The 22,512-nt window shown below is 60.7% G+C and carries 23 protein-coding genes; 10 read left to right on the top strand and 13 right to left on the bottom strand.

Features of this window, described 5'->3' with window-relative positions; translation table 11 throughout:
• The first annotated feature begins 6 nt into the window (after window positions 1-6).
• Window positions 7-963, top strand: a complete 957-nt coding sequence (locus Q0601_RS18125; RefSeq protein ID WP_305291303.1) for an alpha-E domain-containing protein — start codon at window positions 7-9, stop codon at window positions 961-963.
• A gap of 3 nt (window positions 964-966) precedes the next feature.
• Window positions 967-1,776, top strand: coding sequence for a transglutaminase family protein (locus Q0601_RS18120; protein WP_305291301.1), 810 nt, complete (start codon window positions 967-969; stop codon window positions 1,774-1,776).
• A 104-nt stretch (window positions 1,777-1,880) separates the two neighbouring features.
• Here the strand turns inward: Q0601_RS18120 and Q0601_RS18115 are convergent, their stop codons facing one another.
• Both Q0601_RS18115 and Q0601_RS18110 read right to left on the bottom strand, forming a co-directional pair.
• Entirely contained in the window at window positions 1,881-3,353 is a 1,473-nt protein-coding gene (locus Q0601_RS18115) for an NAD-dependent succinate-semialdehyde dehydrogenase (protein WP_305291300.1), read from the bottom strand.
• Window positions 3,354-3,459: 106 nt separating this feature from the next.
• Entirely contained in the window at window positions 3,460-3,921 is a 462-nt protein-coding gene (locus Q0601_RS18110) for an Lrp/AsnC family transcriptional regulator (protein ID WP_119752087.1), read from the bottom strand.
• A gap of 140 nt (window positions 3,922-4,061) precedes the next feature.
• On the opposite strand from Q0601_RS18110, the gene ald reads away from it, so the two are divergent.
• The gene (gene ald / locus Q0601_RS18105; RefSeq protein ID WP_305291299.1) at window positions 4,062-5,180 is read left to right on the top strand and encodes an alanine dehydrogenase; all 1,119 of its coding nucleotides are present in this window, start codon (window positions 4,062-4,064) and stop codon (window positions 5,178-5,180) included.
• Window positions 5,181-5,503: 323 nt separating this feature from the next.
• Here the strand turns inward: ald and mscL are convergent, their stop codons facing one another.
• Window positions 5,504-5,935 (bottom strand): large conductance mechanosensitive channel protein MscL, encoded by a 432-nt coding sequence (gene mscL / locus Q0601_RS18100; RefSeq protein ID WP_305291298.1) that lies wholly within the window; start codon window positions 5,933-5,935, stop codon window positions 5,504-5,506.
• Window positions 5,936-6,092: 157 nt separating this feature from the next.
• Between mscL and Q0601_RS18095 the strand changes: the two genes are divergently transcribed.
• A complete protein-coding gene (locus tag Q0601_RS18095) occupies window positions 6,093-6,995 on the top strand; it encodes an ornithine cyclodeaminase family protein (RefSeq protein ID WP_305291297.1) in 903 nt (300 codons plus the stop codon).
• A 170-nt stretch (window positions 6,996-7,165) separates the two neighbouring features.
• Here the strand turns inward: Q0601_RS18095 and Q0601_RS18090 are convergent, their stop codons facing one another.
• The 4 genes from Q0601_RS18090 to Q0601_RS18075 form a co-directional block, all read right to left on the bottom strand.
• Window positions 7,166-7,864 (bottom strand): 5'-nucleotidase, lipoprotein e(P4) family, encoded by a 699-nt coding sequence (locus tag Q0601_RS18090; RefSeq protein WP_305291296.1) that lies wholly within the window; start codon window positions 7,862-7,864, stop codon window positions 7,166-7,168.
• A 193-nt stretch (window positions 7,865-8,057) separates the two neighbouring features.
• Window positions 8,058-10,013, bottom strand: a complete 1,956-nt coding sequence (locus Q0601_RS18085) for a vWA domain-containing protein (RefSeq protein WP_305291295.1) — start codon at window positions 10,011-10,013, stop codon at window positions 8,058-8,060.
• Complete coding sequence (locus Q0601_RS18080) at window positions 10,010-10,546, bottom strand: RNA polymerase sigma factor (RefSeq protein ID WP_305291294.1); 537 nt, start codon at window positions 10,544-10,546, stop codon at window positions 10,010-10,012. The genes Q0601_RS18085 and Q0601_RS18080 overlap by 4 nt, the downstream gene beginning before the upstream one ends.
• Before the next feature lie 211 nt (window positions 10,547-10,757).
• Complete coding sequence (locus Q0601_RS18075; protein ID WP_305291293.1) at window positions 10,758-11,576, bottom strand: sulfotransferase family protein; 819 nt, start codon at window positions 11,574-11,576, stop codon at window positions 10,758-10,760.
• Window positions 11,577-11,743: 167 nt separating this feature from the next.
• On the opposite strand from Q0601_RS18075, the gene Q0601_RS18070 reads away from it, so the two are divergent.
• Window positions 11,744-13,321, top strand: a complete 1,578-nt coding sequence (locus Q0601_RS18070; protein WP_305291292.1) for a DUF5928 domain-containing protein — start codon at window positions 11,744-11,746, stop codon at window positions 13,319-13,321.
• An 11-nt stretch (window positions 13,322-13,332) separates the two neighbouring features.
• Window positions 13,333-13,716, top strand: coding sequence for an HIT domain-containing protein (locus Q0601_RS18065; protein ID WP_305291291.1), 384 nt, complete (start codon window positions 13,333-13,335; stop codon window positions 13,714-13,716).
• 43 nt (window positions 13,717-13,759) lie between these two features.
• Here the strand turns inward: Q0601_RS18065 and Q0601_RS18060 are convergent, their stop codons facing one another.
• Window positions 13,760-14,683: an ABC transporter ATP-binding protein gene (locus Q0601_RS18060; RefSeq protein WP_305291290.1), complete on the bottom strand. Its 924-nt coding sequence runs from the start codon at window positions 14,681-14,683 to the stop codon at window positions 13,760-13,762.
• A 133-nt stretch (window positions 14,684-14,816) separates the two neighbouring features.
• Between Q0601_RS18060 and Q0601_RS18055 the strand changes: the two genes are divergently transcribed.
• The 3 genes from Q0601_RS18055 (at window position 14,817) to Q0601_RS18045 (ending at window position 17,814) form a co-directional block, all read left to right on the top strand.
• On the top strand, window positions 14,817-15,005 hold the full coding sequence (locus Q0601_RS18055) for a zinc-finger domain-containing protein (protein WP_305291350.1): 189 nt from the start codon (window positions 14,817-14,819) through the stop codon (window positions 15,003-15,005).
• 218 nt (window positions 15,006-15,223) lie between these two features.
• Entirely contained in the window at window positions 15,224-17,224 is a 2,001-nt protein-coding gene (locus Q0601_RS18050; RefSeq protein ID WP_305291289.1) for a PAS domain S-box protein, read from the top strand.
• Complete coding sequence (locus Q0601_RS18045) at window positions 17,221-17,814, top strand: response regulator transcription factor (protein WP_305291287.1); 594 nt, start codon at window positions 17,221-17,223, stop codon at window positions 17,812-17,814. Before Q0601_RS18050 ends, Q0601_RS18045 begins: the two co-directional genes overlap by 4 nt.
• A 21-nt stretch (window positions 17,815-17,835) precedes the next feature.
• On the opposite strand, the gene Q0601_RS18040 is transcribed toward Q0601_RS18045, so the two are convergent.
• From Q0601_RS18040 to Q0601_RS24885, 4 genes are all read right to left on the bottom strand, one after another.
• Entirely contained in the window at window positions 17,836-18,138 is a 303-nt protein-coding gene (locus tag Q0601_RS18040; RefSeq protein ID WP_305291286.1) for a hypothetical protein, read from the bottom strand.
• On the bottom strand, window positions 18,135-19,064 hold the full coding sequence (locus tag Q0601_RS18035) for a LysR substrate-binding domain-containing protein (RefSeq protein ID WP_305291285.1): 930 nt from the start codon (window positions 19,062-19,064) through the stop codon (window positions 18,135-18,137). Before Q0601_RS18035 ends, Q0601_RS18040 begins: the two co-directional genes overlap by 4 nt.
• 108 nt (window positions 19,065-19,172) lie before the next feature.
• Complete coding sequence (locus Q0601_RS24890; RefSeq protein WP_441848433.1) at window positions 19,173-19,754, bottom strand: DUF6456 domain-containing protein; 582 nt, start codon at window positions 19,752-19,754, stop codon at window positions 19,173-19,175.
• A gap of 6 nt (window positions 19,755-19,760) precedes the next feature.
• Entirely contained in the window at window positions 19,761-20,201 is a 441-nt protein-coding gene (locus tag Q0601_RS24885; protein WP_441848432.1) for a helix-turn-helix domain-containing protein, read from the bottom strand.
• A 215-nt stretch (window positions 20,202-20,416) separates the two neighbouring features.
• Between Q0601_RS24885 and Q0601_RS18025 the strand changes: the two genes are divergently transcribed.
• The gene (locus Q0601_RS18025) at window positions 20,417-20,752 is read left to right on the top strand and encodes a DUF6477 family protein (protein WP_305291284.1); all 336 of its coding nucleotides are present in this window, start codon (window positions 20,417-20,419) and stop codon (window positions 20,750-20,752) included.
• On the opposite strand, the gene Q0601_RS18020 is transcribed toward Q0601_RS18025, so the two are convergent.
• On the bottom strand, window positions 20,715-22,292 hold the full coding sequence (locus Q0601_RS18020; RefSeq protein WP_305291283.1) for a helicase HerA-like domain-containing protein: 1,578 nt from the start codon (window positions 22,290-22,292) through the stop codon (window positions 20,715-20,717). The genes Q0601_RS18025 and Q0601_RS18020 overlap by 38 nt on opposite strands.
• Between the last annotated feature and the right edge of the window lie 220 nt (window positions 22,293-22,512).

Genomic DNA, 22,512 nt, shown 5'->3' with positions numbered 1-22,512 from the left:
TCAGCCATGCTCAGCCGCACCGCCTCGAACCTGTTCTGGATGGGCCGCCATCTCGAACGCGCCGAAACCGCCGCCCGCCTGCTGGATGTCGGACAAAGGATCACGCTCCTGCCGAATTCCGATGCGGGTTACCGGAACGAATGGAACTCGTTGCTTCAGGCTTCGGGAACCTCGGATCTGTTTCTGCAGAAATATGGAGAGATCACACAGGAGAATATCGAGGAATTCTTCTTCTTCGACCGCGAAAACCCGTCATCCGTTGTGTCCTGCGTTGAAAAGGCCCGCGAAGCCGGCCGGATCGTGCGCACCGCCCTGACCTCTCAGGTGTGGGACGCGCTTAACGTCACCTATCAGGAATTGCGCAGGATCGAAAAAACCCCGCGCGACAAGCTGGACACCGCGACCCTGACCGATGTCACCACCGGCCATACATCAACCGTGCGCGGTGCGATCAACGCGACGCAACTGCGCAACGATGGCTGGCATTTCATCCATATCGGCTTCGGACTGGAACGGGCGGATGCCACCGCCCGCCTGCTGGATGTCAAATATTTCGTGCTGCTGCCACGGGTCGAATTCGTCGGTTCCGGCCTCGATACCTATCAATGGATGGTCATCCTGCGGGCGCTTTCGGCGCATCGCGCCTTTCACTGGGCCTATGGCGGCGACATCACCGCAGGCGGCGTGGCAGATTTCCTGATCCTGAACGGCGAAAGCCCGCGTTCGCTGATCACCTCGCTTTACGAAACGGTCTGGCATCTCGACGGCCTCGCCCGCCGCTATGGCGATGACGTGCCCGCAACCGCCCGCGATCGGGCGAAGCTGACGCTGGACGCGCTGCAAGAGCGCGATATCGACGCGATCTTCGACGAGGGGCTGCACGAATTCCTAAGCTGGTTCATCGGCGAGATCGCGGCGGTGTCGAACCAGGTGCATCAGGATTATTTCCTGGGAGGGTCCTGAGTCATGAAGCTGCGTATTTCGCATGAAACCACCTATGGCTATGACCAGCCAATCCGCAATCTGGTGCAAAGCCTGCGCCTGACTCCTTCGGTCTTCGAGGGGCAGAAAACCCATGACTGGCGGATCGAGATCCCCGGCGGTATCCGCGGCCCCGGCTTCCGCGACGGTGCCGGGGATTGGGTGGAGGGCTGGACCCTGCGCGGTCCGGCAGAGGAGGTCTCGGTCAGGATCAGCGGCCATGTCGAAACCCGCGACACGGCCGGCGTGCTGCGCGGGCATCGCGAAATGATCCATCCGCTGGCCTATCTGCGTTCAACCCATGCGACCACGCCTGACAAGGCATTGCGGGAAGCCGCGATGTCGCTGAAAACGACCGGCGACCATCTTGAGCTTGCGCATGGGCTGTCGGCCTTGATCGCCGGCACGATTGCTTTCCGCCCCGGCGTCACCGAAACCCATACGACCGCCGCCGAAGCATTCGCCCTGGGTGAAGGCGTTTGTCAGGATCATGCCCATGCATTGATCACCGTCGCGCGCTTGCGGGAACTTCCTGCCCGCTATGTGTCGGGCTATCTGCATTCCACGGCAGATGGTCAGGCACATGAGGCCGCCCATGCCTGGGCGGAAATCCATGTCGGAAATCTGGGCTGGGTCGGTTTCGACGCCGCCAACAGATGTTGCCCGGACGAGCGCTATGTGCGGCTTGGTTCCGGCCTTGACGCTTCGGATGCGGCGCCGATCCGGGGCGTGGCCATGGGTACCGGCACCGAACGGCTGGCCATTCGAGTTCAGGTCGAGGAAATGGAGCAATAACAGCGAGATCTGGGCGTTCTGTGACAGCGGGAGGGCGGCCCGCCCTGCCCGCACCCCTCCCGAGGATATTTGAATGAAGAAGAAATGAAGGTCTGCCGCCGCGATCAGATCGACAGGCAGATATATTTCATCTCAAGAAAATCCTCGATGCCATGACGGCTGCCTTCCCGGCCCAGCCCGGATTGCTTGACGCCGCCGAATGGCGCGACCTCGGTCGAGATGATGCCGGAATTCACGCCGACGATCCCGTATTCCAACGCCTCCTGCACGCGCGTGATGCGGCCAACATCGCGGGCATAGAAATAGCAGGCCAGCCCGAAAATGGTGTTATTCGCGCGTTCGATCACCTCTTCCTCGGTATCGAATTTGAACAGCGGGGCAAGCGGGCCGAAAGTTTCCTCGGTGGCGACCTTCATATCGTCACGCACGCCTGTCACCACGGTCGGGTCGAAGAACAACCCCTCCATCCGCTTTCCGCCGGTGACGACCACGCCGCCGTGATCCAGCACATCCTTGATATGCTCTTCAACCTTCCCGACCGCAGCCTCGTTGATCAGCGGGCCGGTGGTGATTCCGTCCTCCAGCCCGTCGCCGACCTGCAGCTTGTCCACGGCCGCGGCCAGCCGTTTCGCGAATTCGTCATAGACACCGGCCTGCACATAGATCCGGTTCGCGCAGACGCAGGTCTGGCCGTTATTGCGGAATTTCGAGGCCATAGCCCCTTCGACAGCCGCATCCAGATCGGCGTCGTCGAACACGATGAACGGCGCGTTACCGCCCAGTTCCATGCTGCATTTCAGCACCTGATCGGCAGCCTGCCGCAGCAGAATGCGCCCGACTTCGGTCGAGCCGGTGAAGGTCAGCTTGCGCACATTCGGATTCTCGCAGAACTCCTTGCCGATCTCACTCGAGCGGGATGAGGTGATGACCGACAGGATCCCCTTGGGGAAGCCGGCGCGTTCGGCAAGCACCGCCATGGCCAATGCGGAAAGCGGGGTTTCCGCCGCAGGCCGCGCGACAAAGCCGCAGCCCACCGCCAGCGCCGGCGCAGCCTTGCGGGCGATCATCGCATTGGGGAAGTTCCATGGCGTGATGCTGGCTACCACACCGATCGGCTGACGGATCACCGAAAGGCGCTTGTCCGGCATATGTCCGGGAATGGTTTCGCCGTAGACGCGCTTGGCCTCTTCCCCGAACCATTCGATGAAGCTGGCACCATAGGCGATTTCGCCCTGCGCTTCGGGAAAGGGCTTGCCCATCTCGGCGGTCAGGATGCGGGCCAGATCCTGCTGGTTCTCCATCATCAGATCGAACCATTTGCGCATGATCTGCGCGCGTTCCTTGGCCGTGCGCGCGGCCCAGTCCTTCATCGCGGCTGCCGCGGCCGCAATCCCCGCTGCCGCCTCGTCCCGGCTTAGATCGGCAACCTGCGCGATGACGTCACCGCGCGCAGGATTGATCACGTCGAAGGTCTTGCCGTCTTTGGCATCTACCCATTCACCGGCCAGAAAGGCACGGGTTTCCAGCAGCGATGGATCGCGCAACAAGGTCCGGAGATCGGTGGAATGCTTGGTCATGACAGCCTCTTTCTAGCGGAAGTTGCCGGATGATGCACCCGCCGCCGCGTGGTTGTCAAAGGCGGTCATACCTGACAGCGCCGGACGGATAGCTGCCCGGGCCTCCCTAGACCGGGATCGCGGTCGTGCGGAACACCGTGCGCAGCGCGAATGACGAATGCATCTGTGCCACGCCGGGCAGCCGCGCCAGATGCTGGCGGTGAATGCGGGCGAAATCGTCGGTATCCTCGACCACGATCTTCAGCAGGTAATCCGCCGTACCCGCCATCAGATGACATTCCAGCACATCGGGAATGGCGCGCACCGCCCGTTCGAAACGGTCCAGCAACTCATCGGCCTGACCCGACAGGGTGATCTCGACGAAAACCGTGGTCTGGCGTTGCAATTTCCGCGCATTCAGCAGCGCCACGTAATCCTGAATGACGCCGCCTTCCTCAAGCCGCTGCACCCGTCTGTGGCAGGCGCTGGGCGACAGGTGAACCCTTTGCGCCAGTTCGGCATTGCTGATTCGCCCGTGTTTCTGCAGCAGGGCAAGTATCCGGCGGTCTATTGCGTCGATTTCACTCATGCTGGGATAATCTTCGAGAAAGCTGGAAATTTCCAATGATTTCTTTCGAATTTTCACGGCACTGACCCATAGCTTCGCTGCATTTTGCATGGCTCCTGTGGCATCCTGCAGAACATAAAACCTATGGGAGGAGTGTTTAGATGAAAATCGGTTGTCCAAAAGAAATCAAGGCACAGGAATACCGGGTCGGCCTGACCCCGGCCAATGCAACCGAAGCGATCCTGCGCGGGCACAGCGTTCTGGTCGAGACCGGGGCGGGAGAAGGTTCGGGCTTCACGGATGAGGATTACCGGGCCATCGGGGCAGAGATTGCGCCCGATGCGGGTACCGTCTTCAGCAAATCCGAGCTGATCATCAAGGTGAAAGAACCGCAGGCGGCCGAGCGCCGGATGCTGCGCGAAGGGCAGATCCTGTTCACCTATCTGCATCTTGCTCCGGATGCAGAGCAGACCCGCGACCTGCTGGAATCCGGCGTTACGTCGATCGCCTATGAAACGGTGACCGATATGCGCGGCGGCCTGCCATTGCTGGCACCGATGTCCGAAGTAGCGGGGCGTCTTGCGCCGCAGGTCGGATCATGGGCGCTGCAAAAGGCCAATGGCGGTCGCGGCGTGCTGCTGGGCGGCGTGCCGGGCGTGCGGCCCGCCAATGTCGTTGTGATCGGCGGCGGGGTCGTCGGCACGGCGGCCGCCCGGGTCGCGGTAGGGATGGGCGCGAATGTGACCGTCATGGATCGCTCGGTGCCGCGCCTTTCTTATCTGGACGATGTGTTCATGGGCAAGCTGACCACCCAATATGCCAGTGCCGCCGCCACTGCCGAACTGATCACCACTGCCGATATGGTCATCGGCGCGGTGCTGATCCCCGGGGCGGCCGCGCCCAAGCTGGTGACGCGCGAACAATTGTCGATCATGCCGCAGGGCTCGGTTCTGGTGGATGTCGCCATCGATCAGGGCGGCTGTTTCGAGACCTCCCGCGTGACCACGCATCAGGATCCGATCTATGAAGTCGACGGCGTGGTGCATTATTGCGTGGCGAATATGCCGGGCGCGGTTGCGCGTACCTCGACCCAGGCACTGGGCAATGTGACGCTGCCGTTCCTGCTGTCTTTGGCCGATAAGGGCTGGCGTCAGGCAATCACCGACGATCCGCATCTGCGGGCCGGGCTGTCGACGCATCAGGGCAAGCTGACCTCGCCGCCGGTGGGCGTGGCGCAGGGGATCGAGGCGATGACCCCGGATCAGTTGCTGAACGGCTAACGGTGCGACCGCATTCCGGGCGGATACCGGAACCCCGGCAGACCGTATCCGCCGGCGTGACCCCGCACCCGCACGACACGCGGACCGGTGGTTCGTGCCGTTTATCTCGCCGGCGGGCTGTTGGCCGCCCGATAAGGATAACGAATGCAAGACAAGATCGCCGTCGATTCATGGCGGTGGCACTGAAAAGCCTTGCCATCGCAGAGGCACGGTTAATGACGCTGTCAGGCACAACATGTCGCATTAACCTTAACATCACCGATTAAGGTTAATGCGCTAGACAAGGGGCGTGCCCCTGACGAAAAGGCGCGCCCGGGAATATGTCAGCCTCTCGCGGCCAGAAGATCGCGGATCTGCGCCAGCAATTCTTCCTGCGTCGGGCCTGCCGCTTCTTCGGCGACTTCTTCTTTCTTCACCACGGTGTCCCTGACCCGGTTCACCCCTTTGACCAGCAGGAACACGACCCAGGCAACGATCAGGAAATTGATCACGGCCATGACGAAAGAACCATAGGCGAATACAGCCGCGCCCGCTTCACGCGCCGCGGTAAGGCTGAGCCCGTCGGCGACCTCGCCCGACAGGACGAAATACTTGTTGGTAAAATCGACACCACCGGTCAAAAGACCGATGATCGGGTTGATGAGATCATCCACCAGCGACGTGACGATCGCCGTGAACGCCGCGCCAATAATGATCCCCACTGCCAGGTCCATGACATTGCCCTGGGCAATGAATTCCTTGAATTCCTTAATCATGGCTTTTGCTGTCCTCTGTGATCGGCGGTCCCTCCCGCACTGACATAAAGGTTAATCCACCCTTGCGCGACACGCAATTCCCTTGCAACCCGGATGGATACTGCGCTTTTCATTCTGCCCCGATCTGTTCTAGGTTGACGGAAACCAAGGATCGAACATGCAGATCATTACTTCCGAAGCCGAGTCCCGTCTTGACTGGCTTGCCCTGACCGATGCGCTTGCCGAAGGTCACAGCCTGCCCCGGGCAGAGATTTCCGACAGTTTCCTTTATCGCGGCGATGACACGCTGCTGACCCGTTCGGCATGGATCGACGGGCTGGGTCTGGCGGTCAAACCCGCGACGATCTTCCCCGGCAATCCCCAAACCGGCCTGCCGATGGTCAACGGAGCGGTGAATCTGTTCGGTGATGCAAGCGGCGAACTTGTCGCATTGATCGATTTCCACCTTGTCACCAAATGGAAAACCGCCGGTGACAGCCTTTTGTCGGCGCGGCGACTTGCCCGCAAGGACAGCGCAAACGCCCTGATCGTCGGCGCCGGAAATGTCGCCGCCTCGATGATCGAGGCCTATCGCGCGGCCTTCCCGGGCATCCGCATCAGCATCTGGAACCGCACAGCAAGCGCGGCCCGCGACCTTGCCGCACGGATGGATGCAATCGCGGTCGACGATCTGCCCGCCGCCTGCCGCGATGCGGATCTGATCGCCACGACCACCATGGCGACCCATCCCGTGCTGCAAGGCGACTGGCTGCAACCCGGAACGCATCTGGACCTGATCGGAGCCTATCGCCCCGATATGCGCGAGGTGGATGACGCAGCGTTGAAACGCGCCCGGATTTTCGTCGACAGCCGCAGCACCACCATCGGTCATATCGGCGAAATACAGATTCCGCTTGATAACGGTGTCATCGCAAAGACGGATATCGTCGCGGATTTCTATGACCTGTCGTCAGGCGATTATACGCGCCGGTCCCAGGATGAGATCACGATTGCCAAGAATGGCGGCGGCGCGCACCTGGATCTGATGACCGCACGTTACATTCTTGACGCAATGGAATAATTTTCCTCTCGGCCAGATGAACCCAGACGGTCAGAGCCCGTCGCGTTGAAGCGAAAACGCCGGTTACTTGCGTCCCGCGATGGCCGGGGGCCAGCCCCCGGACCCCCGAGGTATTTGGACAAAGAAGAAGCAGAAAGAGGGGAAGCGGATCCGGAGGGGCGCGACAGACTTTAAAGGCTGCGTATCGGCGCGTCCCACGGCAGAAGTTCCGCTTCCATCCATGTGCCATGACCGGCATTCGGAAACACGATCCAGTCTTCGCCGAAGCGCCTTGCATGTTCTTCGGTCAAGCGGTGCTGTTCTTCCAGTGGGCTGCCTGCGAAGGCATCGTCGAAATCATGCAACGTGTCGCCCAGCAGCAATATGATCCTGTGCGATTTTTCGATGGCAATGCGTCGCTCGGCCTTGGGTGGTCCAAGCAGCCGCACATGATCTGCATCCACCTGCGGAAGCCCAAGCCGTGACAAGGTGGCGATCGTGGCGATCTTGTTCTCGTCGAACCTGTCGGAAACATAGAAGATCGTTACGCCAAGCTCATCCGCAAGCTCGAAGAAATCCGCCGCGCCCGGAATCAAATGCGGCTGACCCTCGCGCTCCCATAATTTCCAGATATCGATCTTGTCTTGCCTTGTCGGCCAGCTCATCGCATGGGCCATGACGGCAGCGTTGTCCAGAATCGTCTCATCGATATCAGACACGACCGCCAGCCCTGCGCCCGATCCGCCCGCCGCCTCGACAATGGCCCGCAATCTCAGCGTGGCAAGCGCATAGCATTGCCGCTGCAAGGCTTTGATCTCCGCAGAACGCTGCTGATACCTGATCGCCATCGCATGTTCATGGGGATGATCCAATATGCCTGTTTCCGTCATCGATCCGCCTTGAAAATCCGTGTCCTGATGCGCCCAAGCCCTGAACCATGCCTTATCGGGATGCAAGTTCAAACCTGATTTCCGCTATGCCCCAAACGCTGCCCAAAGCGTCACCGGCACCTGTCCGATCCGATTCCCGTATAGGAAAAGGCCGGACGCATGCGCCCGGCCCCGGCATCCGGACAGGTCCGCTTCAATCCGCCGCCAAAGTCTCGGCAAGGCGCATCAACTGCACCGCTTCATTGCGATAACCGAATTCATCGGCCCCGCGATTGGCCGTGGCAAGGGCAATCGCATCCTCGTATCCCCAATCCTGCAGGAAGGTGGAACCGCGCAGAAGCTGCCCGAAACCTGCAATCGCAGCGGCGAATTCCGCCTCGGAACCGGGATGATCCGTTTCGGTGATCGGGAACTCCATCAGCTGGCTTTCGCTTTCCCCCGGATCTTTCCAGCGCAAACGCAGCAGGCCCAGCTCATCCGATTTTCCCGCCGCTTCGCTGTCCATTTCCTGCCTGGCATAGCGCAACGGATCGGCCTTGCGGGCAGGCGAATCCACCGGTGTCACCTCGTAGATTGCGGTCACGGAATGCCCGGCGCCCAGCTCTCCGGCATCGACGGCATCATTGTTGAAATCCTCGCGCCGCAAGGCACGGGTCTCATAACCGATCAGCCGGTACTCGGCGATCACCGCCGGGTTGAACTCGACCTGAATCTTCACGTCGTCGGCAATGGGGAACAGTGCCCCGGCAAGCTGATCGACCAACACGCGCTGGGCTTCGTTCAACGTATCGATATAGGCGGCCGTGCCATTGCCGTTCTGAGCAAGGGCCTGCATCGTATCGTCCTGCAGGTTCCCCCGGCCAAAGCCCAGCACCGAAAGATAGATCCCGCTGTCACGCTTGTCCGAGATGAAATCGGTCAGGGCGTCCGGGTCATCGATCCCGACATTGAAATCTCCGTCGGTCGCCAGCAGCACGCGCGACACCTCGCCCTCTTCGGACATCTCGCCGGCCAGCCGGTAAGCCTCTTCAAGCCCGCCCTCGCCATTGGTCGAACCTTCGGACTGCAACCCGGCAAGGGCTTTCTCGATCGCGCCCCGGTCCGAGGCAGGTGTCGGCTCAAGCGCAATTCCGGCATTCCCCGCATAGGTCACGATGGCGACCTGATCGTCGGGGTTCAGCTTCGACAGCATCATCCTGAAGCTCTGGGCCAGCAAGGGCAGTTTCGCCGGTTCATCCATCGAGCCAGATGTGTCGATCAGAAAGACCAGATTCAGCGGAGGACGGTTTTCGATAGCCGGCAATTCGCCCTGCATGCCGATATGGACAAGCCTTGTATCGGGGTTCCACGGCGTCTCGAAAACACTGACAGTCGGCTTGAACGGGCTGGCATCGCCCGGGCCGGGGGCGGGATAGTCATAGGGGAAATAATTGATCATCTCTTCGACCCGCACGGCATCGCGCGGCGGCATCTGCCCGGCATTCAGCGACGAACGGACCAGCGTGTAAGAGGCTGTATCGACGTCGATCGAAAAGGTCGAAACCGGATCCTCGGCCACGACATGCAGGGGGTTGTCATCCGTATTCGAGAATTGCTCGGTATTGGCCGGGGGCGGCGCAGGGGCAATATCCGGAGCGATACTGACACGCGCCATCGGCGCAGGCGTAGCGTCACGAAGCTGGGCGTTATAACCGGCGGCCTCATCGGCCAGCGGTCGGGCCAGCGTGGATTCCGCCTGCAGGTCCTGCGCTGCCGGCGCCTCGGTCTTGGCGATGGCAGGCGCGTCGCTGGCGGCTGCTTCCGGCTGCGCAGCGACTTCGGGGCGCGACATATCCGAGGGCGGCGTCATCAGATCGCGTCCGGCGGGCGTGAAGAACAGGGCTCCAACGGCGACAAGCGCGGTCGTTGCGGTCAGTCCGGCAGCGGCGGTTCTGGTCATAAGCATGTCGAAAACTCCTCTGAACACGCCCCGCTTTTCGGAACGTTCAGAGTTTTGACGCGCGGCCGTCCCGGATCCTTGGGTCGCCACGAAGTTTTTCTTGGCAAGCGCCAGATTCTCCGCTCGCCGCACAGGATCGGGCAGCGGCGTCGCGGCTTGCATCGCGCGCTTCAGATCGTCCAGATCCGGATCGTCATGACCGGAGGTCATTGCGCCTCCTCCTTCTCTCTCAATTCGCGCAGGCGTTTCCGGGCTTCGGCGACCCGCCAGCCAACGGTTCCTTCGGGGACACCCAAAATATCCGCCGCCTCGGCATGGCTCAGGCCTTCCAGAACCAGCACCAATGTATCGCGCAGAGTATCGCTGAGATGTCTCATGGCGGCGTGAAGCCACGCGATATCCTGCTGTTCTTCCGCGATGGCACTCTGGCGGCCGAGTTCCCAATCGCCCCAGCCTTCCATTGCCCGCGCATAACGCGACGCCTTGCGCCTGCGGTCCACCGCCGCATTCAGGGCCACACGGTAAAGCCAGGTCGTGACCCTGGCCTCGCCGCGGAAACCCGCCAGTTTCGAGGGCAGCGCGGCGCAGATATCCTGTGTCAGATCCTCGGCCTCGGCCCTGTTGCCGGTCAGACGGAAGCACAGCCCGAACAGCCGGTCATAATTGCGCAACAGCAGAGCCTCGAAGGCATCCGCATCACCGCCGGCCGCCGCCAGAGCAAGATCTTCGTCTGTCACGTTCATGCGCATGTCATAACTTATGACGTCTGCCGGGCACAGGATCTTGGGTTTCTGCGAAAATTTTTTCACCCGGGCGGCATCGTCCCATCAGCACCCATAAGATGCGCGGCGCAGGAACGCCGTCACGACATATTCAAACGGAACAAACAGGGGCGGGATTCCGGCCCGTCCGCGCCTGAATCCCGCCCCTCATTCAGAAGATCCGATCGCCGGTTCAGTAACGGAGCTTGGCGTGAACCTCGTCCAGATCCACCTCGCCGATCGGCATCTTGTTGTCCGGATCGTCGAAATCATAGCGGAACAACAGGAAGTCGTCCTTGTACATTTCCCAGATCAGATGCCGCGACAGGTCGTCGAAATAGGCACTGACCTTATGCGCGCGCTTGGGGCCATGCCCTTCCGATTCGTTGAAGCGCGGCACCTTCTTCAGATCAAGCTTATGGGCGGGTTTCGTGTCGCCCAAAACCTTTTGCATACCCTCATTGAACTTCTCGGTGAAGAAGATCCGGTCATATCTGCCGCCGCTTCCGATGAAGGTCGAGATATGGCCGGACATTGCCGACCAGTGGATATCCGGCTCCATCGGGCGCCGCCAGCGGATCGTGTCCCGCGCGAATAGCAGAAAGCGGCGAAAGCTGGCGATCTGGTCGAAATCGAAGCCGTTCTCGGGGCTGCCGACATCGATGCCGTAGCGCTGGATCAGCTGCGGCACCAGTTTGCCGCGATAGCGCTTGCCGTTCCGCTGAATGCCCGCGATCTTGTCGAAAAAGGACGACAGAATCCGTGTGTATGGATTACGGACACAGGTAAAGGCCGGTGTCTTGTGCCCCAGCACCGCATTCCGGATCGGCTCCTGACTACCATCTTGATTCCATTTATGTAATCCGGTTGTCGAATCGTGGATATCGCCATCGAAGTAACGTCCGTGGTCCGAATAGAACATGATCTGGCCAATGGTCGAACAGGCACATTTCGGAACCACACGGTAGATCAAACTTTCGCTTTCGGTCATCCAAACGCCGGGAAACCCCATATCGCACTCTCTTCTATATCTATTAGTGGGCGCAAATTTACCAAATGGGGGCCATCCGGCTTGCTCGCGCAGTCAAAATTGATACAGACACAAAGCAAACCCTGCGAAGATTTTCAACGCAATAAACGCGCCACGCAATTAATTGACCGCATTACTGCGGGGAACCCATGACAAGAATTGCTTTTATCCTATTGACTCACAAGGATCCCGAAGGGGTCATCGCGCAGGCCAGAAGGCTTTGCGCCACCGGAGATTATGTCTCGATCCATTTCGACGCAAATGCTCCGGACAAGTATTTTCAACGCATACAGGACGCATTGAAGGACGAATCCGGCGTCACATTCGCCGCCAAACGGCTGAAATGCGGCTGGGGGGACTGGTCGCTGGTCGATGCCAGCCTCCTGGCGGTCGAATCGGCGGTCGAAGCTTTCCCGGATGCGACGCATTTCTACATGCTGTCAGGCGACTGCATGCCGATCAAATCGGGGGAATACGCGCATTCCTTCCTCGAGCGAATCGACGGAGACTTCATCGAAAGCTTCGATTTCTTCGAAAGCGACTGGATCAAGACCGGGATCAAGGAAGAGCGGCTGATCTATCGCCACTTCTTCAATGAGCGGAAACACAAGAAACTGTTCTACGCCAATCTCGAATTTCAGCAGCGTTTCCGGCTTCAACGCCCGATTCCTGCAGATCTGCAAATCATGATCGGTTCGCAATGGTGGTGCCTGCGCCGCAACACGGTCACCCGGATCCTAGATTTCTGCAAGCAGCGCAAGGACGTGATGCGCTTCTTCACGACCACATGGATCCCGGATGAAACCTTTTTCCAGACGCTGGTCGCGCATCTGGTTCCCAAAGCCGAGATTCACCGGCGTACGTTGACTTTCCTGATGTTCACCGATTACGGGATGCCCGCGACATTCTATAATGATCACTACGATCTCCTGCTGCGCCAGGATTTCCTTTTCGCCCGCAAGATCAGTGCCGAAGCGCTGGAATTGCGAGAGAAGCTCGGCGCGCTCTGGCAGGCCAGCGGTCAGGAATTCGTGATCTCGGATGAGGGCCCGCGCCTGTTCCGCTTCCTGACCGAGCGTGGCCGGGTCGGGCGACGGTTCGCGCCGCGCTTCTGGGAAAGCGAGGGTAATCTGGGCAGGAATCAGATCGTGCATCTGATTGTCGCCAAGAAATGGCATATCGCCAAACGCCTGACATCCAGGATTCGCGCGCTCACGGATATTCCCGCACTGGATTATCTTTTTGACGAGCAGGACGCGAGCCTGCCCTGGCTTGGCGGTGTCGCCTCCAGCCTGACCAAGCGCCAGCGCCATCGCCGCGCCCTGCTGCGCCTGCTGTTCGACGAATATGACAGCCGGCAGCTGGTCCTGTGCATCGATCCCTCGGCGCTTTCGCTGATTTCGGATTTCGTCAGCGACAAGGCGGAAAGCCGGATCCTCTTCGTCGACAGCGAGTTCGATGACGATTATATGCGCGGTCATATGAACCGGATCGGTCTGGCTGGAAACACAACCCCGGACGATGTGCTTGCGCGGCTGCTTCCGATCGTGCGCGCCGATCTTGAACAGGAATCCGAAAGATTGCGGGACATGAATTTCGAGCATTTCGAAACGATTGCCAGCGCGCAATCTCTTGAACGCAATGCCCTGTCGATCGCGCGCTTTCTGGACGTCGCGCCCGAGATCGCGCAGGATCTGGCAGGCACCGAACATCTTTTCGCAGATTAGACAGGAATTCCATGGCTTTCGACTACGACGACCAGAACATCTTCGCCCGCATCCTCCGGGGTGAAATTCCGAACGATACCGTTGCCGAGAACGACCACGCGCTGGCGTTTCGCGATATAACGCCACAGGCGCCAAGCCATGTCCTGGTCATCCCCAAGGGGAAATATATCAGCTTCGAGGATTTTTCTGCCAATGCCTCGGCGGATGAGATCACCGCGTTCATGCGGCTTTGCGCCGAGGTGATCGCGACAGAAGGACTTGGGCAGGCGAATGGCGGCAACGGCTTCCGTGCCATTACCAATGCCGGATCCGATGGCGTGCAGGAGGTTCCGCATTTCCACCTGCATATCATGGGCGGCCGGATCATGGGGCCAATGCTCAGCCGACGCGGCTAAGGCAGGGAAAAGCGCGCGCGATACGGGCGCGCTGCCCACCGCGTCAGTTGCGGGTCAATTCGACGAAGACATCCTCCAGATCGGGCTGCTCGCTGGCGACATCCCTGATCGGCACATTTGCGCCGCGCAGCGCGTCGATCAACTGATCTGCACGGATTCGCGAGGGCGGATAGCTGATCGCCAACCGCCCGTCGGATCGCCACTCGGGCCGCGCGCCTTCGGGCAAGGCGGGCAGTTCCACCCGCGCGCCGGTGTCGATGACAAGCGTCTTGCCATCGGTGCGGCCAAGTAATTCGCGCGTACCCTGTTTCACGATCAGTTCGCCGTGATTGATGATGGCGATCTCATCGCACATCTCTTCAGCTTCCTCCAGATAATGCGTGGTCAGGATGATCGTCATCCCCTGTTCGTTCAATCTGCGGACATTGTTCCACAGCATCGCGCGCAGGGTGATGTCCACACCCGCTGTCGGCTCATCCAGCACAAGGATCTGCGGGCGATGCACCAGCGCCTTGGCCAGCAGCAACCGCCGCCGCATTCCGCCCGAAAGATTGCGGGCATAGGCATCGGCCTGCCCGGTCAGCCCGACCAGTTCCAGCAATTCATCCGTCCAGCGATCCGCCCTGGGTACTCCGTAAAGTCCCGCCTGCACCTCAAGGCTGGCGCGGGGGCTGAAATAGGGATCCATGTTCAACTCCTGCGGCATGATCCCGATGGCGGCGCGGGACTGGCGCGGGTTCACATCCTGATCGAATCCCCAGATCACCACCTTGCCCGCCGTCTTGTTCACCAGACCGGCAAGGATGTTGATCATCGTCGATTTCCCTGCGCCATTCGGCCCCAACAATCCGAAGATGCTGCCCGAGCGGATATTCAGGTCAACGCCTTTCAGTGCCTCTTTGGCGGGGGCATTGCCCTGTGCGGCATAAATCTTACGCAGAGCGGTAATTTCGATGGCATTTGACATAAAGGAGATCCTTGCAAAGCTTGCGAAGCCGGGCAACGCTGGGATATGTGGGTTAGAACAGAACCCGCCCGCCGCCACAAGAAGGCCAGCCATGACAGAGATCGCCCGTTCCGAAAACCAGACCGCCCCGGAAATGCGCTTGCCCGCGCCGGAAACCGTCACCGTGACAAGCCGCCGGATCGCCTGCGACGGCGACGATGCCCTTGGGCTGGGGCATCCGCGCGTCTGGCTGGCAATCCCGCCGGAAACGGGTTTCGTCGATTGCGGCTATTGCGACAAGCGTTTCGTGCTGGACCAGAACCACACTCACGACGACCACTGAACGAAAACCGCTGAACGGCGGGCACTGAACGGCAAGCCGCAAAGGCAGTATCCGGAAAGGTGCTTCCGCTTGCAAGCGGGGGGCCGTTCCACGACCACGCCTCAACCGAATATTCTTTTGCTTCCCTGTCCCTGCGATCGGCGAAACCGATCGAAATCTTGCGTCATTGCGCATAGTGCCGCTATTCTGCCTTTTCGCAATAGGGAGGGATTGCGGGGGTGAAACGGCGAAAAACAGGGACGGGGAACAGTGCATCCCCGGACGAAACCTGGAGCATTGGCACCCCTTTTGCCCGCCGGCGGCTTGATCTGCTGGCATTGATTCCGCTGATGGCGATCATCGCGCTGGTCATCCTGGTGGCGGGCGTGGTCTGGATCGTCAGCCGGAACGAGGCCGAGCAGGCAAGGATGAAACTGGCCACAGACGCCCTGTGGGTCGAACAGACCCTGCGGCTTCAGATGTCGGTGGACGAGGATATGCTTGCACGGATGGCGCTTGAAGCCGCATCGGGAACCGACCCGGATATACTGGATTCCCGCGCCCGGCTGCATATCGCCTCGAACCCCGAAATTCTTTCGATCATCTGGTATGACAATGCTGGTCAACGTCAGCGGGCCTTGCCGGGGGAAAGGGCTCCGGGCGATGACGCGCTGGTAAAGAGACTCGCGAATAGCAGGACCCGTGGCGCAAGGCCGGTTTATGGCAGCACCAGCGAAGAGGGGCAGGCGACGATGGGGCTTGCCCTGCCGGATGAGGCAGGCTTCGTGACCGCGACCGTTTCGCTACAGCTTCTGCTGCAAAGACATGTTCCATGGTGGATCGCCGAGCAATACGGAGTGCGCATTCGCGACATGGACGGCAAAAGTTACGCCGAAAGACAGTTGCTCGACACCAATCCCGACTCTCCCAGCCACAGGATCAGCTTCGATCCGCCGCTGCATGGCACGGAACTTATGATCACCGCATATGAAGACCAGAAGGGCCTGCGCTCGGCGCTGCTTTTCGGTGCGATCGGCGCGCTGGCGATTTTCGCCATTCTGGCTCTGGCGGTTCTCTATGGCAGCGCCAAGCGCCGCCGCGCCGCCGAAGCGCAGCTTCGCAGCGAGACCGCTTTTCGCAGCGCGATGGAAGAAAGCCTGACGGTCGGCATCCGCGCCCGCGATCACGACGGGCGGATCCTTTATGTGAATTCGGCATTCTGCGATCTGGTTGGCTGGAACTCATCGGACCTGATCGGTCATCTGCCGCCAATGCCCTATTGGCACCCCCAGAAAACCGAGGAAACCCGCGCCCGGCACGAACATCTTGCCCGCTCGGGCACCAAGGCGCAAAGTTTCGAGACCCATTTCCTGCACCGCGATGGCCGCGAGATCGACGTTCAGGTCTACGAGGCACCGCTGATCGATTCCGCCGGGATCCACCGGGGCTGGATGGGCTCGGTCATCGACATCACCGAACAGAAACGCGCCGCCCGGCTGACGCGCGAACAGGACGAGACGATGGCGCGGACCGGCAGACTGGTCACGCTTGGCGAAATGGCCTCGACTCTGGCGCATGAACTGAACCAGCCGCTTGCCGCGATCGCTTCTTATGCGGCGGGTATGTCCAACCTTCTGGACGCCGGCAATACCGATCCCGCTCTGCTGCGCGATGCGACTGGCAAGCTTGGTCATCAGGCCGACCGCGCCGGGCAGATCATCCGCCATATCCAGGATCTGGTCAAAAAGCGCGAGCCCCGCTTTTTCGAAACCCGGCTGGACGAGGTGATCAACGAAACGGTGTCTTTCCTGTCGGCGGATGCCCGTGCGCATCGGGTGGTCATCCAGACCGACCTGCGCCCCGTCTCGGCGCAGCAGGCGGACCGTATCCTGCTGGAGCAGGTGCTGATCAATCTGATCCGTAACGGCATGGAGGCGATGGCCGAAAAGCGTCATGGCGACAAGGTGCTGATCCGACTGTATCCCGACGGCAACCACAGCATGATCGAGGTCGAGGATCAGGGCTGCGGTATCTCCGAAGACATGGCAGGCCGCCTGTTCGAGGCTTTCGCCTCGACCAAGGCGCAAGGAATGGGAATGGGCCTGAAGATCTGCCGTTCCATCATCGAGTTGCACCGCGGCCAGCTGGCTCATCGCCCCGCCGCGGATGGGGGAACCATATTCCTGATCACTCTGCCGCGGGCAGAAGGAAAATCCGAGGGCAAAGCGTGGGCAGCATGATTCATATTGTCGATGACGAGGAAGCGATCCGCGATTCGCTCGGTTTCCTGTTCGCTTCCCGGGGGCTGGCCTCTCGCTGCTGGCCCTCCGGCGAGGCCTTCCTTGCCGCCCAGCCGCTTGAGGATTGCTCCTGCATCATACTGGATGTGCGCATGGGCGATCTGAGCGGCCCCGAGGTTTTCGACCGGTTGCTGGCACAGGAGGTCAGGGCACCGGTGATTTTTCTGACCGGGCATGCCGATGTGCCGATCGCGGTCGACGCGTTGAAGGCCGGCGCTTTCGACTTTCTGGAAAAACCTTTCAACGATAATCAGATCGTCGATCTGGCACTTTGCGCAATCGAAAGGTTCAATGCGACAAAAGCCGAAGATGCCGCCCGCCGTGACATCGCCGCACGCCTCGCCACCCTGTCGCCGCGCGAGGAAGAGGTGATGCGGCTGATGCTGACCGGTGAGTTGAACAAGCAGATGGCGGACCGGCTGAACATCGCGGTCCGCACGGTCGAGGTGCATCGCGGGCGGGTTCTGGCCAAGATGGGGGCAAGGAACGGTCTGGAACTCGCGGCCATGGTCGGCACGGACAACAAGTGACACGCGGCGTAAAGGGCGGGACTATTCCCTTTTTCGACGCACCCTGAGCCATTGCCCGATGGCAAGGGCGGCAATCGTGGAAACAAACACAGGCACGACGACGTAGATCAGAAACAGACCCGATGCAAATTCGGGGCCATATCCACTCTCCGGTCCATTGTGATAAATCCACCATGCCACGCAAAGCAAAACGGCCAGCAGCAGCAATGAAAATGTGACCGCAACCGCAGCAGAAATCCGGCGGCCTATCACGATCCCAAGTAAAAATGGCAGTACAAGAAACCCAAGCCCCAGCATCGCGAGAAGTATTATCTCTTCGCTCATCCTTCCGCATGCCACTCGGCGGCAAGCAGATCATCCCCTGCCCGCCGCAATGTCTCTGCCAGCTCGTCGAACCATCCGTCTGCCGGCGTCGAGCCCCTGCGCAACAGCAGCACCTGCCGTTCCGGCTGCGGATCGGGAAACCGGATCGTGACCAGTCCCGGAGCGGCCGCCAGTTCCTGCAATCGTGCGATTTCGGGAAGGAAGGTCAGCCCCATCCCCTGCGCCGCCAGACGGCAAAGCGTGGACAGCGATGCCGCCCCCAGATTCAGGCGGCCGCCATGCCGGGACAGCCCGCAGACTTCCAGCGCCTGATCCCCCAGACAATGCCCCTCGTCCAGCAACAGAAGCTGGCTTGGGTCCAGCGATTGCGGTTTCAGGCTCTCCGCCCGGGCAGCGAAGCCCGCGATGCGCGTGGAACTTCCCGCCAGAAGAAACCGGTCGATGAACAGCGGCACGGCAACCAGATTGTCCCCCTCGGGCGGGGTTGCCACAACGGCAGCGTCAAGCTGGCCCGATTCCAGTTCGGTCAGCAGACGGTCAGTCATGGCCTCGCGCAGATACATGTCGCGGCCGACATCACTGGCCCGCAGCACCGGCAAAGCCTCGGGCAGCAGATAAGGCGCGACCGTGGGAATCATCCCCAGCCGCAGCTTGCCGCCCTGCCCCGGGCTGTTCAGCCCCTGTTCCAGCCCGGCCATCGCCGCCACCACCTGCCTGGCATGATCCGCCAGGGTCCGGCCACGCGGCGTCAGCACGATGCCGGTCGGCGTGCGCTCGACCAGCTTTCCGCCGACCTGTTCCTCCAGCGCGCGTATCTGCATCGATAAGGCGGGCTGGGTCACATGGATCATCTCTGCCGCGCGCGTGAAATGCCGCTGTTCGGCAAGGGCCAGAAAATAGCGAAGTTGGCGGAAGGTGATGTTCATAAGATGATCTGATCGAATTCCCTATATGCCGAAAGCAAGCTTATTCGGCGTGTCGGTTCCAATCAATCCCCACCCCGGTTACCGCAGAGGCAAGCTCCGGATCCTGCCCTACCCTATCAACCGAGACCGTGGGCCGTAATGCTCCTGATAATGCCGCTCAAGCCGTATCAGGGCCAACTTCAGCCCAAGCTTGCCTGAACGTGCGGGCCAACCCAGACGGCGTTCGGTCATCTCGAGCCCTTCGAGGAAACAGCAGACACGCAGCGCCACGTCTCCCAGTTCCGGTCCCAGGTCGCGCAAGGCCGCCCCCACCCTTTCGCGGGCAGTGCCCGACCCGCCGCTGAATCCTCGTGCTCCGGCATCGATCCCGGCGGTCAGGAACCCTTCCCAATTCTGGGTGACCCGAGGCCCCATCTGCGCCAGTTCGAAATCTTCGCGCAGGCGCTCTCCGGCAGCGACCATGCCAGGGCTCAGAAAGGGCTGCCCATTCGCATCGGAACGCCGTGCCAGAACCTGCAAGGGGCTTTCGGCAAGATTGACCCGCGTCCTGCGAGACCGGCCATCCTTGGGATCGTCAAGAACACGTTCGCCCCATAGCCGGTGCTGATCGGCATGATCCGCCACCTCGCCACCGATGCTTTCGCCTTTCAGCATCCGCCGCAATGCGGCCCGTCCGGCGGGCGTCGGCACATATCGCTAAATCCGTCCGACCGAGCGTGTCTGTGCAATCCAGCCGCGCAGCGCCATGGTCTCTGCCATGTCGCGGCCAAGAACAGCCGTGCGGATATCGTCGCGGGTCACGATCGCGGTCTCGATCCCATCGGTGGTCGCCAGCACCGCCCCCGGCTCGACCAGACGACGCAGGACTTGCCGCAGCTTCTTTTCATCAAGGGGCTGTCCGGGTTGGGCCGAAAGAGCGGAATCGATCAAAGGATCGTCGCGCCGCTCTTCAAAGCGCCGAATCCTCCGCAGCACCGTCGAGGCATGACAACCCAGTTCCCGCGCCAAGGCCCGGATCGGCACGCCTTCCCCGATATGCCGGGTATAAAGCGTCACGTCCTGGGCCTGTTGAGGGGCAGGCCGCCCTGCCCGATCCGTGCTTTCCGCAACTGCCGGAAAATCCTGTTTCTGAATCATGTCATCGCCTCTGTGTTTTGGGCGGACGAGGTTCAGACAACGTCCGCGCAGTATCCTGCCGGCGGGTCGCGCGGCAATTGATAAACCGAGGCGCAACATTCTCTAATAAATCCTAAATAATTCTTTCCCCTGCGTTCGCTGCAAAGCACATTTGCGCAACACCACCTTGGGTTGTGTATTTTCTGTACCTTCATCTTGCAGGGGAATCCACCACCATGAACTCACCCATCGGCTTCGCAGATTTTCAACCCGCTATGAAAAATCAGGCCCCCAGCAGGCCGGGCATCCTGATGCGGGCAGCAAAGGCAGGGCAAAGCGGATGGCAGCGCGGCCGGGATCTGCCCCGGCTGTTGCGCAGCCACAAATGCCCCGGCCATGATCATGCCCTGCAGCTTCTGCGGGCCGAGGAAGAGCGGCTGAACGGGCTACGCATGCTGCGCGCGCCAGCCTATGACATGCAGCGGCACGTCCTGATCATGATCGCATTGCTGGCCGAAATGCGCGCGGCGGCCGTCATCGTCCCCGGAACAGCGATCCCAGAACGCCCCTGACCAATGCCTTTCCCGCCCTTGTGCCCACTTGCCGGGCAAAGCTTTTGCCAAAAGCCTCGGCGATGCTGTCGCTGCGCGAAGACCGCGAAGACCGGGATTTCGTTGCCTTGCGTTCCGGTTCGTAGCGACGGCCCTGCTTGTGTTCGCCGGGGTTCATCTCGAACAGATCATCGTCCGAGCCGGAAGCGGGCTGTTTCTCTTTCTCGGCTTCGGTCGCGGCGTCCTCTGCCCGCTTCGCCAATATTTCCTGCGCGGATTCGCGGTCCAGCGGCGTGTCATATTTTTCGGCCATGGGCGAAGCCTTCATCGTTTCCGCCCGCTCGTCATCGCTGATCGGCCCCAATCGGCTGAACGGAGGACGAATCAAGGTTTTCTGCACGATCCCCGGTACACCCTTCGCCTCTAGCAGCGAGGTCACCGCCTCGCCGGTCCCGACATTCTGGATCGCATCGGCGGTGTCGAAATCGGGATTCGGGCGATAATTCTCGGCCGCGAGCCGCAGGGCCTTCTGATCCTTGGCGGTAAAGGCGCGAAGCGCGTGCTGCACCCGGTTGCCAAGCTGACCCAGAATATCCTCGGGAATATCCGCCGGGTTCTGGCTGATAAACCAGACGCTGACACCTTTCGAGCGGATCAGCCGCGCCACCCGTTCGATCTTTTCGATCAGGGCCTTCGGGGCATCGTCGAACAGAAGATGCGCCTCGTCGAAGAAGAACGCGACTTTCGGCCGGTCGGGATCCCCGACTTCGGGCAATTGCTCGAACAGTTCCGACAGCAGCCACAGCAGAAAGGTCGCATAAAGCCGCGGGGAATTCATCAGCTTTTCGGCGGCAAGAATATTGATCATGCCCCGTCCCGCCTGATCCTGCCGCATGATATCCGCCAGCTCCAGAGCGGGCTCGCCGAACAACCTGTCGCCACCCTGATTTTGCAGCACAAGAAGCGCGCGCTGAATCGCCCCGACGCTGGCCGTGCTGACATTGCCGTATTGCAGCGACAATTCCTTGGCGCTCTCGCCCACCCAGACCAGAATTGCCTGCAAATCCGCAAGATCCAGCAGCGCGAGCCCCTGTTCGTCCGCAACGCGGAAGGCAATGTTCAGTACCCCTTCCTGCGCCTCGGTCAGGTCCATCAGGCGCGACAGCAAAAGCGGCCCCATCTCGGCCGGTGTAGTCCGGACCGGATGTCCCTTTTCGCCCCAGACGTCCCAGAACGTCACCGGAAAATCCTGATAATCCAGCGTCAGCCCGATCTTATCCGCGCGCTCGCTGAATGCGTCCTTCAGCTTGGCGTCTTCGCCGCCCTGGCGCGACAACCCGGCAAGATCGCCCTTCACATCCGCCAGAAACACAGGCACACCAGCCAGAGACAGGCTTTCAGCCAATGTCTGCAGGGTCACAGTCTTGCCGGTTCCTGTCGCCCCCGCGATCAAACCGTGACGGTTGGCATATTTCAGCAGCAGATTCTGCGCCGCGCCATAATCGGCACCGCCACCCCCGACAAAGATCGTTCCTGCTTCGCTGTCAAGAATCTGTGTCATGTTTCCCTCGTTCGTCATTGGCCCTGTCGCCTTTTCCAGACTGACAATACAATCTTAACCCGGCTGTGCCAGCATGGTTCTGTTCCAGGGTTCTGCCTGTCCCGGAATGCCTTCCTGCCGGGATGGGGGGCCTTTTGGCGCGGCATTTCACGCCCCGGGATCCGTTTCATCCGCCAGCAACCTAATCCATATGCCGTCTTTTCCATTGACAGCCCTGTTT

It is taken from the genome of Paracoccus wurundjeri (genome assembly GCF_030678915.1).
GTDB lineage: Bacteria > Pseudomonadota > Alphaproteobacteria > Rhodobacterales > Rhodobacteraceae > Paracoccus > Paracoccus onubensis_A.
This window is presented reverse-complemented; position numbering and strand designations above follow the sequence as displayed.

Bases quoted from the DNA above. Each gene is read 5' to 3' on its own strand.
- Q0601_RS18125 (WP_305291303.1), top strand. From the start codon at position 7: ATGCTCAGCCGCACCGCCTCGAACCTGTTCTGGATGGGCCGCCATCTC.
- Q0601_RS18120 (WP_305291301.1), top strand. From the start codon at position 967: ATGAAGCTGCGTATTTCGCATGAAACCACCTATGGCTATGACCAGCCA.
- Q0601_RS18115 (WP_305291300.1), bottom strand. From the start codon at position 3,353: ATGACCAAGCATTCCACCGATCTCCGGACCTTGTTGCGCGATCCATCG.
- Q0601_RS18110 (WP_119752087.1), bottom strand. From the start codon at position 3,921: ATGAGTGAAATCGACGCAATAGACCGCCGGATACTTGCCCTGCTGCAG.
- ald (WP_305291299.1), top strand. From the start codon at position 4,062: ATGAAAATCGGTTGTCCAAAAGAAATCAAGGCACAGGAATACCGGGTC.
- mscL (WP_305291298.1), bottom strand. From the start codon at position 5,935: ATGATTAAGGAATTCAAGGAATTCATTGCCCAGGGCAATGTCATGGAC.
- Q0601_RS18095 (WP_305291297.1), top strand. From the start codon at position 6,093: ATGCAGATCATTACTTCCGAAGCCGAGTCCCGTCTTGACTGGCTTGCC.
- Q0601_RS18090 (WP_305291296.1), bottom strand. From the start codon at position 7,864: ATGACGGAAACAGGCATATTGGATCATCCCCATGAACATGCGATGGCG.
- Q0601_RS18085 (WP_305291295.1), bottom strand. From the start codon at position 10,013: ATGACCTCCGGTCATGACGATCCGGATCTGGACGATCTGAAGCGCGCG.
- Q0601_RS18080 (WP_305291294.1), bottom strand. From the start codon at position 10,546: ATGAACGTGACAGACGAAGATCTTGCTCTGGCGGCGGCCGGCGGTGAT.
- Q0601_RS18075 (WP_305291293.1), bottom strand. From the start codon at position 11,576: ATGGGGTTTCCCGGCGTTTGGATGACCGAAAGCGAAAGTTTGATCTAC.
- Q0601_RS18070 (WP_305291292.1), top strand. From the start codon at position 11,744: ATGACAAGAATTGCTTTTATCCTATTGACTCACAAGGATCCCGAAGGG.
- Q0601_RS18065 (WP_305291291.1), top strand. From the start codon at position 13,333: ATGGCTTTCGACTACGACGACCAGAACATCTTCGCCCGCATCCTCCGG.
- Q0601_RS18060 (WP_305291290.1), bottom strand. From the start codon at position 14,683: ATGTCAAATGCCATCGAAATTACCGCTCTGCGTAAGATTTATGCCGCA.
- Q0601_RS18055 (WP_305291350.1), top strand. From the start codon at position 14,817: ATGCGCTTGCCCGCGCCGGAAACCGTCACCGTGACAAGCCGCCGGATC.
- Q0601_RS18045 (WP_305291287.1), top strand. From the start codon at position 17,221: ATGATTCATATTGTCGATGACGAGGAAGCGATCCGCGATTCGCTCGGT.
- Q0601_RS18040 (WP_305291286.1), bottom strand. From the start codon at position 18,138: ATGAGCGAAGAGATAATACTTCTCGCGATGCTGGGGCTTGGGTTTCTT.
- Q0601_RS18035 (WP_305291285.1), bottom strand. From the start codon at position 19,064: ATGAACATCACCTTCCGCCAACTTCGCTATTTTCTGGCCCTTGCCGAA.
- Q0601_RS24885 (WP_441848432.1), bottom strand. From the start codon at position 20,201: ATGATTCAGAAACAGGATTTTCCGGCAGTTGCGGAAAGCACGGATCGG.
- Q0601_RS18025 (WP_305291284.1), top strand. From the start codon at position 20,417: ATGAACTCACCCATCGGCTTCGCAGATTTTCAACCCGCTATGAAAAAT.
- Q0601_RS18020 (WP_305291283.1), bottom strand. From the start codon at position 22,292: ATGACACAGATTCTTGACAGCGAAGCAGGAACGATCTTTGTCGGGGGT.